This window comes from Ancylobacter sp. GW821-FHT10E12, from assembly GCF_058809335.1.
The window spans coordinates 214480-228101 of record NZ_JBXASN010000001.1; the positions used below are offsets into that span (position 1 = coordinate 214480).

General features: G+C 65.7%; 12 protein-coding genes. 2 read left to right on the forward strand and 10 right to left on the reverse strand.

Annotation, left to right across the window (positions count from 1 at the left end):
* Positions 1–98 precede the first annotated feature (98 nt).
* Positions 99–275 carry a hypothetical protein gene (locus AC1RU4_RS01145; protein ID WP_492889142.1) on the reverse strand — a complete coding sequence of 59 codons (177 nt, stop codon included), beginning with the start codon at positions 273–275 and terminating at the stop codon, positions 99–101.
* Between the two features lie 281 nt (positions 276–556).
* Between AC1RU4_RS01145 and ppc the strand changes: the two genes are divergently transcribed.
* Entirely contained in the window at positions 557–3349 is a 2793-nt protein-coding gene (ppc, locus tag AC1RU4_RS01150) for a phosphoenolpyruvate carboxylase (protein WP_492889144.1), read from the forward strand.
* 3 nt (positions 3350–3352) lie between these two features.
* Here the strand turns inward: ppc and AC1RU4_RS01155 are convergent, their stop codons facing one another.
* Positions 3353–4093 (reverse strand): 3-keto-5-aminohexanoate cleavage protein, encoded by a 741-nt coding sequence (locus AC1RU4_RS01155; protein ID WP_492889145.1) that lies wholly within the window; start codon positions 4091–4093, stop codon positions 3353–3355.
* Between the two features lie 35 nt (positions 4094–4128).
* Positions 4129–4602, reverse strand: a complete 474-nt coding sequence (locus AC1RU4_RS01160) for a YaiI/YqxD family protein (protein WP_492889146.1) — start codon at positions 4600–4602, stop codon at positions 4129–4131.
* Between the two features lie 343 nt (positions 4603–4945).
* On the opposite strand from AC1RU4_RS01160, the gene ggt reads away from it, so the two are divergent.
* Positions 4946–6712, forward strand: coding sequence for a gamma-glutamyltransferase (ggt, locus tag AC1RU4_RS01165; RefSeq protein WP_492889147.1), 1767 nt, complete (start codon positions 4946–4948; stop codon positions 6710–6712).
* 12 nt (positions 6713–6724) lie between these two features.
* Here ggt and AC1RU4_RS01170 read toward each other — a convergent pair whose 3' ends face one another.
* From AC1RU4_RS01170 to urtA, 7 genes are all read right to left on the reverse strand, one after another.
* A complete protein-coding gene (locus AC1RU4_RS01170; protein WP_492889148.1) occupies positions 6725–7078 on the reverse strand; it encodes an FmdB family zinc ribbon protein in 354 nt (117 codons plus the stop codon).
* 101 nt (positions 7079–7179) lie between these two features.
* Positions 7180–8409, reverse strand: a complete 1230-nt coding sequence (gene fmdA, locus AC1RU4_RS01175; protein WP_492889149.1) for a formamidase — start codon at positions 8407–8409, stop codon at positions 7180–7182.
* A gap of 28 nt (positions 8410–8437) precedes the next feature.
* Positions 8438–9127, reverse strand: coding sequence for an urea ABC transporter ATP-binding subunit UrtE (gene urtE, locus AC1RU4_RS01180; protein ID WP_492889151.1), 690 nt, complete (start codon positions 9125–9127; stop codon positions 8438–8440).
* A gap of 11 nt (positions 9128–9138) precedes the next feature.
* Complete coding sequence (gene urtD, locus AC1RU4_RS01185; protein ID WP_492889153.1) at positions 9139–9906, reverse strand: urea ABC transporter ATP-binding protein UrtD; 768 nt, start codon at positions 9904–9906, stop codon at positions 9139–9141.
* Between the two features lie 11 nt (positions 9907–9917).
* On the reverse strand, positions 9918–11048 hold the full coding sequence (gene urtC / locus AC1RU4_RS01190; protein ID WP_492889154.1) for an urea ABC transporter permease subunit UrtC: 1131 nt from the start codon (positions 11046–11048) through the stop codon (positions 9918–9920).
* 10 nt (positions 11049–11058) lie between these two features.
* Entirely contained in the window at positions 11059–11985 is a 927-nt protein-coding gene (urtB, locus tag AC1RU4_RS01195) for an urea ABC transporter permease subunit UrtB (RefSeq protein ID WP_492889155.1), read from the reverse strand.
* 99 nt (positions 11986–12084) lie between these two features.
* Complete coding sequence (gene urtA / locus AC1RU4_RS01200) at positions 12085–13365, reverse strand: urea ABC transporter substrate-binding protein (RefSeq protein WP_492889156.1); 1281 nt, start codon at positions 13363–13365, stop codon at positions 12085–12087.
* Positions 13366–13622: the final 257 nt, after the last annotated feature.

The following is a 13622-nucleotide window of genomic DNA, read 5'->3' on the forward strand; positions in this document are numbered from 1 at the left end:
CTGACACGGGGTCACGATGTGACGCTGCGTCAGCATATGGGGAGGGGATGGCCGTTTGTCACCTCCCATGGCGATCAAGCCTGTGGGAGCGGCAGTCTTCAGAAGCCGAGCTGCGACTCGATGTCGGCGATGGAGCCGACCGGCGCGGGGGCTACGAACGGAACCCGCTTGTCGGAGGGGGTCTCGACGGCACGGGAGGCTGCCTTGAGCGGGGCGGCATTCTGACGGAGCGCGGCGGGAGCTCGTTCCTCGGCGCGATTCCTGACGGCGGACATAACTCAATCCTTCCTGCTACGCGATACGCGGTCGTCGCGAATGTGAAGTCTGCAACAAGTAGTCTACGTGGCCTTTATGAACGATCCGTCCTGAACGAGGACTGACCGGTCCGTTCATATCGACAGGGGTTTCGTTCAGAATCGCGGCAGGTTCGCGGCAAAGAGGGGGTAACTCAACGGCAGTGGCCGGAGAGGGTATGAATTCGATGCCGCTGCGGCCGATCGGCTACACCCCGGCATGCTAATTGCTAAGTTGCGTCCATCACGGGAGCGTTTACGCCATGTCATTTGCCCTCACCCTCGCGCAGCCGGACTCCGAACCCGACGTCGACACCGAGCTCGACCATTCGCTGCGCGACGACATCCGCATGCTGGGCCGCGTGCTCGGCGACACGCTGCGCGACCAGGAGGGCGATTCGATCTACGAGCTGGTGGAGACCATCCGCCGGGTCTCGACGCGGTTCCACCGCGAGGTGGACGAGGGCGCGCGGTTGGAGCTGGAGGAGATCCTGCTCGGCCTCGACCCCGACCAGACCATCTCCATCGTCCGCGCCTTCAGCTATTTCTCCCATCTCGCCAATATCGCCGAGGACCAGCACGTCATCCGCCGCTCCCGCGCGCTCGCCGCCACCGGAAGCGGGCCGCGCCCGGCGACGCTGGAGAATGCCGTCGAGCGGGCCATCGAGGCGGGCATCTCCGCCGACGGGCTGCGCAAGTTCTTCGACACCGCTCTGGCGAGCCCGGTTCTGACCGCGCATCCGACCGAGGTGCGCCGGCGCAGCACCATGACGCATGAGATGCGCATCGCCGAGTTGCTCGCCGACCGCGAGCGCATCGAGCCGACGCCGGAGGAACTCGCCCTTCTCGACGACGAACTCCGTCGCCGGGTACTGACGCTCTGGCAGACCAACCTGTTGCGCAAGACCAAGCTGACCGTGCTGGACGAGGTGGCGAACGGCCTTGCCTATTACGACTACACCTTCCTCAAGCAGCTGCCGCGGCTCTATGCGGCGCTGGAAGACCGGCTCGCCGCCATCGAGGGCACCGGCACGGCGGCGCCGGAGATCGCCTCCTTTCTGCGCATGGGCAGCTGGATCGGCGGCGACCGCGACGGCAACCCGTTCGTCACCGCCGATGTGACGCGCGAAACCATGCGCATGCAGAGCGCGCAGGCGGTGCGCTTCTATCTGCATGAACTGCACGCGCTGGGTGCCGAGTTGTCGATCAGCACCATCCGCGTCGACGTCTCCGACGAATTGCTGGCGCTGGTGGATGCCTCGCCCGACCTCTCGCCGCACCGGCGCAACGAGCCCTACCGCCTCGCCGTTACCTCCATCCAGCGGAAGCTGAAGGCGACGGCGTTCCGGCTGGAAGTCGCCGATCTGCTCGGGCTGACCGACAAGCCGGGCGTGCTGCCCTATGCGTCGGCGGCCGAGTTCCACGCCGATCTCGACGTGATCGACCGCTCGCTGAAGACCCACAAGTCCGGCGCCATCGCCCGCGGCAAGCTCCGCGCCCTGCGCCGCGCCGTCGATTGCTTCGGCTTCCACCTGGCCATCCTCGACTCGCGGCAGAATTCGGACGTGCATGAGCGCTGCATCGGCGAACTGTTCGAGGTGGCGGCGCCCGGCACCGGCTACAAAAGCCTGCCGGAGGGCACGCGCGTGGCACTGCTGCTGCGCGAATTGACCACCGCGCGACCGCTGACCTCGCCCTTCGCCGCCTATTCCGACGAGACGGTCGGCGAGATGGACATGCTGCGCACCTGCGCCCGCATCCACACCATTTTCGGCGCCGAGGCGATCCAGACCTGCATCATCTCCAAGGCCGAGGGCGTCTCGGACATGCTGGAGCTGGCGCTGCTGCTCAAAGAGGTCGGCCTCGTCGACCCGGCCGGGTCGAGCGCGGTGAACATCGTGCCGCTGTTCGAGACCATCGAGGACCTGCGCAACTCGGCCAGGGTGATGGAGCAGATGTTCCGCCTGCCGGAATACCGCAAGCTGGTGGACAGCCGCGGCGGCATGCAGGAGGTGATGCTCGGCTATTCCGACAGCAACAAGGATGGCGGCTTCGTCACCTCCGGCTGGGAGCTCTACAAGGCCGAGATCGAGCTCATCGAGGTGTTCAAGCGCCATGGGGTGCGGCTGCGGCTGTTCCATGGCCGCGGCGGTTCGGTGGGGCGCGGCGGCGGGCCGAGCTACGACGCCATTCTCGCCCAGCCGGGCGGGGCGGTGCAGGGGCTGATCCGCATCACCGAGCAGGGCGAGATCATCTCGTCGAAATATTCCAACCCGCAGGTCGGGCGCGGCAATCTGGAGATCCTGGCGGCGGCGACGCTGGAGGCGACGCTGCTCTCCGGCGATGCCAAGGCGCCGCGCGAGGAATATCTCACCGTGATGGAGGCGCTGTCGGACGCCGCCTTCAAGGCCTATCGCGGCCTCGTCTACGAGACCCCGCGCTTCGAGGATTATTTCTGGGAATCGACCGTCATCAACGAGATCGCGACGCTGAACATCGGCTCGCGCCCGGCCTCCCGCAAGAAGACGCGGCGCATCGAGGACCTGCGCGCCATTCCCTGGGTGTTCTCCTGGGCGCAGTGCCGGCTGATGCTGCCGGGCTGGTACGGTTTCGGCACCGCCATCCGCGAATGGCTGGCCAAGAACCCGAACGGCCTGCCGCTGCTGCAAGAAATGTATCGCGAGTGGCCGTTCTTCCGAACCCAGCTGTCCAATATGGACATGGTGCTGGCGAAAAGCTCCATCGCCATCGCCTCGCGCTACGCGCAGCTGGTGGAGGACGCGGAACTGCGCGAGAGCATTTTCGGGCGGATCCGCGCCGAGCATCAGGCGGCGATCGACGCGCTGCTCGTCATTTCCGAGCAGCCGAAGCTGCTGGGCTCCAACCCGATGCTCGACCGCTCGATCCGCGCGCGCTTCCCCTATATCGATCCCCTCAACCATGTGCAGGTCGGGCTTTTGAGGAAGTACCGCGCCAACGACACCGACGAGAAGGTGCTGCAGGGCATCCAGCTCACCATCAACGGCATCTCGGCCGGCCTGCGCAATTCCGGCTGAGGCTCAGGCCGTCGCGGCCGCCGCAGGCGGCAGCCGCGCCATCAGGAACGCGGCCTTGATGAGCTCGGCATTGCCGGCGGCCTCCTCGCCGCCCGGCAAATGCTTGCCGTCCTCCAGGCCGATGCGGCTATCGAGGCCACGCATCAGCGCGTCGCGATAGACCGGCCAGACGGTGGCGTCATAGCCGTGCTGCAGCACCGGCAGGTCGAGGCTGGCGCGAGCGAGCACGGTGCGGATGGCGGCGGCGGCGGCGAGGCCCTCGGCCTCGTCCTGCTCGTTGATCTCGACGAGTATGCGCAGGCATTTCGGCGCCGTGTCGAGCTTCACGAAACGCTCGGCGTCGGCGACCGACCACAGGCCGGCCTCGACGCCGATGTCCTGTCCGAGCGCCAGCGCGATCATTTCCGGCGCGTCGTCCTCGCTGAGATTGACCGAGACGTAGTCGGGCCGCTCCGTCCACGCGGCGACGGCGTCGAGCCGCCCGCGCCCGCCGGGCGCGATGCCGGCATGGGTCGACAGGCCGACCGGCACGCCGGGCACCCGCTTGCGAATGGCGATGAGCGCCGCAGCGACATGGGCGGGATCCAGCGTCTCGGCGCCGCTGCCGTCGCGTGGATGGACATGCAGTTCGCCGGCACCCGCCGCCACCGTCGCCTCCGCCTGGAAGGCGAGTTCGGCGGGAGAGAGCGGCGTCTCGGCGTGAAAGCCCTTGTCGCGCGAACCGTTGAGGCAAGCCTGGAGCATGATGGGTTTCCTTGTCGCGTGAGGATTGCTCTCCTTCAACCCGCCTGGAAGCCCATTCGTTTCAATCGGGAGACGGTTCTCTCCAGCGCCTGAAGGAATTCGGAGCGGTCGCGCGGCGAGAAGGGGCGGGGGCCGCCGGTGATTTCGCCGACCTCGCGCAACTCCTGCATGAGGTTGCGGGTGGCGAGCTGCAGGCCGATGGACGAGGCGGTGAATGCCTTGCCGTTCGGCGCCAGCGCCTCGGCACCCTTGGCGACGGACCGCGCGGCCAGCGGCACGTCGGCGGTGATCACGACGTCGCCCGGCTCCACCCGTTCGGCGATCCAGTCATCGGCGACATCGAGGCCGGCCGGCACGATCACCCGCTCGATCCAGTCCTCGCGCGGCACCGCGATGAAGCTGTTGGAGACGACGAACACTTTCAGCCGGTGCCGCTCGGCGACCCGGTAGGTTTCCGCCTTCACCGGGCAGGCATCGGCATCGACATAGATGAGGATGGGCTTGGCCAAGGTATTCCGCAGTGATCGTGAGGAGGGCTCAAGAAAGAAGGGCTGCCCTTGCGAGCAGCCCTTCCCATGTCAGACCGCGGTCCGGCCCGGTAGCCGCCTCAAGGGCGGCGCGAAGTGTCGCTTCACGCGGCACGGACCTCGCAAGAGGCAAGTGTCCAGGTCACGGAAACCGACGACCGCGGATCAAGACGATCAGACACTGGATCACCTCCTTTCAATTGTTGACGACCATTGGAGCTTAGCGTGATTCGCGCCTTCGTCATCCTCCCCCGTGCGACGACCGTTCACTTCCGGTTACGGTGTGACATGTTTGGTGCGCGACGCGCGACGCGGGAGGTGACCGATGCGCAAGTCAGTCGGCAAGTCAGTCGGATGGATGATGGCGCTGATGCTGATGGCGGTTCCCGCCTTCGGGCAGCAGGCGTCGGATACGCAGGTGCCGGAAGCTCCCAGCGCCGTCGCGGCCGCTTCGAAATCGGCGACGTCCGGGCACTGGATGGTGGCGACCGCCAATCCGCTCGCCACCCGCGCCGGCGCCGCGACGCTGCGCGCCGGCGGCAACGCCATCGACGCGCTGGTGGCGGTGCAACTGGTGCTCGGCCTCGTCGAGCCGCAATCCTCCGGCCTCGGCGGCGGGGCGTTCCTGGTCTATTGGGACGCGGCGGCCGGCAAGCTCACCACCTTCGACGGGCGGGAAACCGCGCCGAGGGCGGCGACGCCGACGCTGTTCCAGGACGAGAAGGGCGAGCCGCTGAAATTCATGGCCGCGGTGGTCGGCGGGCGTTCGGTCGGCACGCCGGGCACGCCGCGGCTGCTGGATTTCGTGCACCGGCGCTACGGGCATCTCGCCTGGAGCCATCTGTTCCGTCCGGCGGTCCGGCTCGCCGAGGACGGCTTCCCGGTCTCGCCGCGCCTGTCGCAGCTGATCGCCGAGGACGCCGAGACGCTGAAGGCGAACCCGGTCACCGCGGCCTATTTCTTCGACGACGCGGGCGCGCCGGTGGCCGTCGGCACGACGCTGAAGAACCCGGCCTATGGCGACACGCTGCGCCAGCTCGCCCGCCATGGCTCCCCTGCCTTCTATCGCGGCCCGATCGCCCGCGACATCGTGCGCACCGTGCGGGGGGCCGGCAATCCGGGCGTGCTGTCGCTGGAGGACCTGCGCGCCTATCGCGTGAAGGAGCGCGCGGCCGTCTGCGCCGCCTATCGCGGGCTCGACGTGTGCGGCATGGGGCCGCCGAGCTCCGGTGCGCTGACGCTGGGCCAGATCCTCGGGCTGCTGGAGCCCTATGACCTTAAGGGACTGGGCCCGCAATCGCCGGAGGCGTGGCGGCTGATCGCCGATGCCTCGCGCCTCGCCTTCGCCGATCGCGACCGCTACATGGCGGATCAGGATTTCGTGCCGATGCCGACCAAGGGGCTGCTGGACCCGGAATATTTGAAGGCGCGGGCGGCCTTGCTCAGGGGCGACGATGCGCTGCCCGAGGTGGCGCCCGGCACGCCGACCTGGGACCACGCCATGCTGGCGCCGAAGCGGGCCGACGACGAGGCGATCGAACTGCCCTCGACCACGCAGGTCACCATCGTCGACGAGGAGGGCAACGTCGCTTCCATGACCTCGACCATCGAGGCCGGCTTCGGCTCGCGGCTGATGGTGCGCGGCTTCCTGCTCAACAACGAGCTGACCGATTTCTCCTTCCGCTCGCAGCGCGACGGCGTGCCGATCGCCAATCGCGTCGAGCCGGGCAAGCGCCCGCGCTCCTCCATGGCACCGACCATCGTTCTGAAGGACGGCAAGCCGATGCTGGCGCTGGGCTCGCCGGGCGGCAGCCAGATCATCGGCTATGTCGCCAAGACGCTGATCGCCCATCTCGACTGGGGCATGGCCCTGCCGGAGGCGATCGCGGCGCCCAACGTGCTGGCACGTTTCGATACGGTCGAGATCGAGCAGGGGACATCGGCCGAAGCATTGGAGCCGAAGCTGACCGCGCTCGGCTTCAAGGTGAAGAAGGCACCGATGACCTCGGGCGTGCAGGCGGTGGCGATCGGCCCGGACGGGTTGACCGGCGCCGCCGACCCGCGCCGGGAGGGAGCGGTCGTCGGTGAGTAGCCGACCGCCGATTCAGTGGCTGATCATCCAGGGCCGCGCCGAGGGGAAGCTCTTGACGCCGGCCGGGGCGGTCGCGGTCTTGCTCTTCCGGCTCTTCATGCCGGCCGAGCAGCAGGAGCATCCCGAGCCGTGCCTCTGCTTCGCCGCGAACTCGCCATTGGTGAGCGGCGCGTTGGCGGCTCGCTCGTTGGTGGCGTGGGCGACAAGGCTGTCGCGCGACATGCCGGAGAAATGCGGCGCGGTCAGCATCACCCGCGGCGCGGCGATGCCGCAATCCGGGCAGGGCTGCGGGTCGCGATATTCGCTCATCGGCCGGACGGCGGTGAAGTCGCCGCAGGCGTCGCACATATATTCATAGACGGGCATCGGCGGGTTCCTTGGGCACCTTGAACGGTTGCTTGGGCGTTTCCTCGATCAGGTGGCGGGACGGCCTTTCGACCGCCCCGCCTGCCGGACTAAGCGGGGGGTCAAAGGTCCGGCGAAAGCGGCATGTCGACGGTGCCGTCGATGAACTTCGTAGGCCCGGCGGCGGTCGGGTTGATGTCGAAATCGAAGATCTCGGTCGGCAGCCACAGCGTGGCGCAGGCATTCGGGATGTCGACGACGCCGGAGATGTGACCCTGCACCGGCGCGGTGCCGAGGATCGAATAGGCCTGCGCGCCCGAATAGCCGAATTTCTTCAGATATTCTATGGCGTTGAGGCAGGCCTGCCGGTAGGCGACATTGACGTCGAGATAGTGCTGCTGGCCGTGCTCGTCGACCGAGATGCCCTCGAAGATGAGATAGTCCTTGTAATTCGGGGTCATGGGCGAGGGCTTGAAGATCGGCGTCTTGATGCCGTACTTGGCCATGCCGCCCTTCAGCACGTCGACCTTGAGATGCACCCAGCCGGCCATTTCGATGGCGCCGCAGAAGGTGATCTCGCCGTCGCCCTGGCTGAAATGCAGGTCGCCCATCGACAGGCCGCCGCCGTCGACATAGACCGGGAAGTAGATCTTCGAGCCGCGCGACAGGTCCTTGATGTCGCAATTGCCGCCATGCTCGCGCGGCGGGACGGTGCGCGCGCCCTCGGCCGCCGCCTTCGCCTTGGCGTCGCCGGTGAGCTGGCCCATATGGGCGGTCGCCGCGAAGGGCGGGTTGGCCAGCGGCGGCACGCGGGTCGGGTTGGTGGCGATGAAGCCGACCTCGCGCTCGTTCCAGGTGGCGAGCAGCTTCGGGTCCGGCAGGCAGCCGATCAGGCCGGGATGGATGAGGCCGGCGAAGTTCACGCCCGGGATGTGGCGCGAGTTCGTGTACATGCCCTTGAAGTCCCAGATCGACTTCTGGGCCAGCGGGAAGTGGTCGGTCAGGAAGCCGCCGCCGTTCTTCTTGGAGAAGAAGCCGTTGAAGCCCCATTCATTGCCGGGGATGGCGCCGATGTCGAGCAGGTCGACCACCAGGAGATCGCCGGGCTCGGCGCCCTTGACGCCGATGGGGCCGGACAGGAAGTGGACGATCGACAGGTCGATGTCGCGCACGTCGTCGGCGCTGTCATTGTTCTTGATGAAGCCGCCGGTCCAGTCATAGGTCTCGACGATAAAGTCGTCGCCCGGCTTCACCCAGGCCACCATCGGAATGTCCGGGTGCCAGCGGTTGTGAACCATGTCGTTGTCATAGGCTGACTGCGACAGATCTATCTTGATCAGCGTATCGGGCATGCTTTTTCTCCGTTCCCCTTGGGCCGAACTACACGGACAGGAAGCGCGCGACCTTCGCCTCGTCGACGTCGGCGCGCAGATCTTCGTGGACGATTTCACCGTTTTCGATCACCAGCACCCGGTCGGCGATGTCGAGCGCGAAGGACAGGACCTGCTCGGACACCACGATCGACAGGCCGCGCTGGTCGCGGATGCGCTTCAGCGTGCGCGCCATCTCGCGGATGATGGAGGGCTGGATGCCTTCCGTCGGCTCGTCGAGCAGCAGCACCTTGGGCTGGGTGGCGAGCGCGCGGGCGATGGCGAGCTGCTGCTGCTGGCCGCCGGAGAGGTTGCCGCCACGCCGGCCCTTCATCTCCAGCAGCACCGGGAACAGCTCGTAGAGGTCCGGCGGCACGGCGATCTTGCCGCGCGGGATGAGGCCGGTCTCGATATTCTCCTGCACCGTCATGGTGGAGAAGATCATGCGGCCCTGCGGCACATAGGCGATGCCGTTGGCAACCCGCTCATAGCTCTTGAGCCGGGTGATGTCGGTCGGGCCGATGGAGACCGAGCCGCTCCTGGTCGGCACGATGCCCATGAGCGATTTCATGAGCGTGGTCTTGCCCATGCCGTTGCGGCCCATGATGGCGACGATCTCGTTCGGCGCGACCTTGACGTCGATGCCGTGGAGGACCTCGCTCTGGCCGTAGGAGACGACGAGTTTGGACACGTCCAGCATGAAGCGCTCCCTCAATGGCCGAGATAGACTTCGATGACCTTGGGGTCCGCCTGGACCTTGGCCATGGAGCCTTCCGACAGGATCTTGCCCTGGTGCAGCACGGTGACCTTGTGGGCGATGTCCTCGACGAATTTCATGTCGTGCTCGATCACGATCACCGAGCGATCCTTGATGATGCGGTTGAGCAATTCGGCGGTCTTCTTGCGCTCGGATACGCTCATGCCGGCGACCGGCTCGTCGAGCATCAGCAGCTCGGGGTCCTGGATGAGCAGCATGCCGATCTCCAGCCACTGCTTCTGGCCGTGGGAGAGGAATTCGGCGCGCTGGTCGAGCTGGTCGGCGAGGAAGATGGTCTCGGCGACCTCCTGCACCCGGCTCTTCACCGCGGCGTCGCGCCGGAAGGTGAGGGCGCCCAACACCGAGCGCCCCTTGGGATAGGAGATTTCCAGGTTCTCGAAGACGGTGAGGTCCTCGTAGATCGAGGGATTCTGGAACTTGCGCCCGACGCCGGCGCGCACGATCTCGTGCTCCTTCAGCGTGGTCAGCTCGCGCTCCTTGAAGCGGATCGAGCCGGCGGTCGCCTTGGTGCGGCCGCAGATGAGGTCGAGCACGGTGGTCTTGCCGGCGCCGTTGGGGCCGATGATGACGCGGATCTCGTTCTCGTCGACATAGAAGGACAGGTCGTCGACCGCCTTGAAGCCGTCGAAGGAGACGGTCAGTCCCTCGACCGCCAGCACGAAGTCCGGGTTCATCGTGTCGCTGATCACTTGCGCGTTCATGGGAGGCGTCCTCACTCGGCGGCGACGGGAGCGGCATCGGGGCTTTTCGGCCTGGAGCCGAAGAGCGGGCCGAGGCGCGGGGCGACATAGGACTGCCAGAGGCCGGCAAGGCCGTTGGGGAACAGCAGCACCACGGCGATGAACAGGCCGCCGAGACCGAACAGCCAGAGTTCCGGGAAGCTCTCCGAGAACGAGGTCTTCGCCCAGTTCACCAGCAGCGTGCCGTAGATGGCGCCGAGGATGGACAGGCGCCCGCCGACCGCCGTGTAGATCACCATCTCGATCGACGGCACGATGCCGACGAAGGAGGGGGACATGAAGCCGACCTGCAGCGTGAACATCGCGCCGCCGATGGCCGACAGCGAGGCGGCGAGGCAGAACACGAACACCTTGAAATTCGCCACGTCATAGCCGGAGAACCGCACCCGGTCCTCCTTGTCGCGCATGGCGACCAGGATGCGGCCGAGTTTCGAGGACTTCACGAAATACGCGATGAGGATGCAGGCGAGCAGCAGGCCGACGCAGACGAAATAGAGGATGTTCTTGGCGCTGTCGGTGCGGATGTCCCAGCCGTGCAGGGTTCGCAGGTCGGTGATGCCGTTGATGCCGCCCGTATAGCCCTGCTGACCGACGATGAGGATGGTGAGGATCGCGGCCAGCGCCTGGGTGATGATGGCGAAGTAGACGCCGCCGACGCGCCGCTTGAACATGGCGAAGCCGACGATGAAGGCGAACAGCGCCGGCACCAGGATGACCGCCAGCAGGGTCAGCCCGAGATTGTTGAAGGGCTGCCACATCAGCGGGAGTTCGGTGATCTGGTTCCAATCCATGAAATCCGGGATGCCGGGCGTGGACTGGATCTTGGTGTTCTCGACGCTGGAGGCCTCCAGCTTGAGATACATCGCCATGCAGTAGCCGCCGAGGCCGAAGAACACGCCCTGGCCCAGCGACAGAATGCCGGCATAGCCCCAGCACAGCACCAGGCCGAGCGCGACGAAGGCGTAGGTGAGGTATTTGCCGACGAATTGCAGCCGGAAGCTGTCGAGGGTCAGCGGCAGCACCACCACCAGCAGCACGATGAGGAGGGCAACGCCGATCATGTCTTTCGGCGCGAGGAAGAAGGTACGGCCCGATTTCGTCATGTTCGCCTCCTCAACGCCGGACCTTGATGACGAACAGCCCCTGGGGCCGCAGCATCAGGATGATGACCACGCCGAGCAATGTGAGAACCTTGGCCATCGAACCGGAGAGGAAGAACTCCATGGTCGACTGGGCCTGGGAGATGGTGAAGGCCGACGCGATGGTGCCGAGCAGGCTCTGCGCGCCGCCGAAGACGACGACCAGAAAGGTGTCGACGATGTAGAGCTGGCCGGAGGTCGGACCGGTGGAGCCGATCATGGTGAAGGCCGAGCCGGCGACACCCGCGATGCCGCAGCCGAGGCCGAACGTGTAGCGATCCACCTTCTCGGTGTTGATGCCGACGGCGCCGGCCATGACGCGGTTCTGCACCACGGCACGCACCTGCTTGCCCCATCTCGACTTGTACATCAGCAGCGCGACCGCGATGGTGATCGCGATGGTCAGGCCCATGACGAACAGGCCGTTGATCTGCACCTCGACGACATCCGTCACCGGGAGCGAGCCCATCATCCAGCTCGGCAGCTCGACGCCGACCTCGCGCGGGCCGAACACCGAGCGATAGAACTGCTGAAGGATGAGGCTGAGTCCCCAGGTCGCCAGCAGCGTATCCAGCGGGCGCTTGTACAGATGCCGGATCATCAGCCATTCGACCGCCATGCCGAGGGCCCCGGAGGCGACGAAGGCCAGCGCCATCGCCACGAAGAAATAGCCGGCGAACAGGCCGGGCAGGAAATTCAGGAAGAACTGCGAGGTGAAGTAGGTGACGTAGGCGCCGAGGATCATGAATTCGCCGTGCGCCATGTTGATGACGCCCATCTGGCCGAAAATGATCGCCAGTCCCAGCGCCATCAGCAGGAAGACGGAGAACAATATCAGGCCGGCAAAGCCCTGCATCAGGAAGATGGAGCTGAGTTCGGCCAGCGAATAGTCAGAAAACATCACGAATCCCCCGGCATGTGCGCTGCGACGCGATCCCCGATCGAACGGAAGTTGCCCGGAGAGGACGCGTTGGCCCTCTCCGGGTGGCCGTCCTGCCGATCACTGGTAGCCCTTGGGGAAGGGATCCGGCTCGATGAGCTCGGGCGTCTCGTAGACCACCTTGAACTGGCCATCGAGCTGGGCCTGGCCGACGCGGGCCTTCGACCACAGATGGTGGTTCGGATGGATCTTGACGTAGCCTTCCGGCGCCTTGGTGAACTCGATGCCGGCCGAGGCGGCGGCAATCTTGTCGACGTCGAAGGAGCCGGCCTTCTCGACCGTCATCTTCCACAGCCACGGGCCGAGATAGGCGGCCTGCGTCACGTCGCCGATCACGGTCTTCTCGCCCCACATCTTCTTGAAGGCGGCGACGAATTCCTTGTTGTTCGGATTGTCGAGCGACTGGAAGTACTTCATGCAGGCATAGGCGCCGGCGATGTTCTCGCCGCCGATGCCGTCGATTTCGTCCTCGGTCACCGAGATGGTCAGCATGGTCTGCTTGCTGAGGTCGATGCCGGCCGCCTTGAGCTGCTTGTAGAAGGCGACGTTGGAGCCGCCGACGACCGCGGCATAGATCACGTCCGGCTTGGTCAGCTTGATCTTGTTGATCACCGAGTTGAACTGGGTGTGACCGAGCGGGAAATACTCTTCGCCGGAAACCTTGCCGCCGAGATGCCCTTCGATATGCTTGCGGGCGATCTTCATCGAGGTGCGCGGCCAGATATAGTCCGAGCCGATGAGGTAGAAGCTCTTGCCGTTCTTGGTCTTGGAGACCCAGTCGAGGCCGGCGAGGATCTGCTGGGTGGCTTCCTGGCCGGTATAGATGACGTTCTTCGACTGCTCGAGGCCTTCATAGAAGGTCGGGTAATAGAGCATGCCGTTATACTGCTCGACGACCGGGAGCACCGCCTTGCGCGAGGCCGAGGTCCAGCAGCCCATGATGGCCGCGACCTTGTCGTTCACCAGCAGCTTCTTGGCCTTTTCGGCGAAGGTCGGCCAGTCGGAGGCGCCGTCCTCCTGGATGAACTTGATCTTGCGGCCGAGCACGCCGCCCGTGGCGTTGATCTGCTCGATGGCGAGCTTCTCGGCCTGCACCGAGCCGGTTTCCGAGATCGCCATGGTGCCGGTCACAGAGTGCAGGATGCCGACGGTGACTTCCGTGTCGGTAACGGCGAGGCCTGTCGTGTTGATGGCGGATGTCGCCGGCGCCTGGGCGAAGGCGCTCGAAGAAAACAGGGCGGTCGATGAAAGCAGAGGTGCCGCCGGAAGGACGGCAAGACCTTTGAGAAGTTTGCGGCGCGTCGACGAAAAATCATTCGAATCGTCGTTGTACGAAGGCATACGATCCCCTCCACGGGTTTGACGTGGTCTCAACAAGCTTGTCGATGTGCTTGTGTTGGTGTGATCGTGGTGGCCGATGCCGCGCCGCAGCAATACGTCGATTGACGTATAGGGGTTTCGCGCCATACGCCTCACCATGTCTGCGAGCTTGGCGGAATAGGTTCTGTCAATCGTGCTATTTATTTTTACGCGCGCGCGTGAGGCATGGCGCGGCCTATACTTTTTGTTTGATCGGAGAGGAGCCAGGTTTCCGGCCA

What these genes read in the sequence shown, in the direction of transcription:
- ppc (WP_492889144.1), top strand. Translation starts at nt 557, where the DNA reads ATGTCATTTGCCCTCACCCTCGCGCAGCCGGACTCCGAACCCGACGTC.
- urtD (WP_492889153.1), bottom strand. Translation starts at nt 9,906, where the DNA reads ATGAACGCGCAAGTGATCAGCGACACGATGAACCCGGACTTCGTGCTG.
- urtB (WP_492889155.1), bottom strand. Translation starts at nt 11,985, where the DNA reads ATGTTTTCTGACTATTCGCTGGCCGAACTCAGCTCCATCTTCCTGATG.
- AC1RU4_RS01145 (WP_492889142.1), bottom strand. Translation starts at nt 275, where the DNA reads ATGTCCGCCGTCAGGAATCGCGCCGAGGAACGAGCTCCCGCCGCGCTC.
- urtE (WP_492889151.1), bottom strand. Translation starts at nt 9,127, where the DNA reads ATGCTGGACGTGTCCAAACTCGTCGTCTCCTACGGCCAGAGCGAGGTC.
- AC1RU4_RS01155 (WP_492889145.1), bottom strand. Translation starts at nt 4,093, where the DNA reads ATGCTCCAGGCTTGCCTCAACGGTTCGCGCGACAAGGGCTTTCACGCC.
- AC1RU4_RS01170 (WP_492889148.1), bottom strand. Translation starts at nt 7,078, where the DNA reads ATGCCCGTCTATGAATATATGTGCGACGCCTGCGGCGACTTCACCGCC.
- fmdA (WP_492889149.1), bottom strand. Translation starts at nt 8,409, where the DNA reads ATGCCCGATACGCTGATCAAGATAGATCTGTCGCAGTCAGCCTATGAC.
- urtC (WP_492889154.1), bottom strand. Translation starts at nt 11,048, where the DNA reads ATGACGAAATCGGGCCGTACCTTCTTCCTCGCGCCGAAAGACATGATC.
- ggt (WP_492889147.1), top strand. Translation starts at nt 4,946, where the DNA reads ATGCGCAAGTCAGTCGGCAAGTCAGTCGGATGGATGATGGCGCTGATG.
- urtA (WP_492889156.1), bottom strand. Translation starts at nt 13,365, where the DNA reads ATGCCTTCGTACAACGACGATTCGAATGATTTTTCGTCGACGCGCCGC.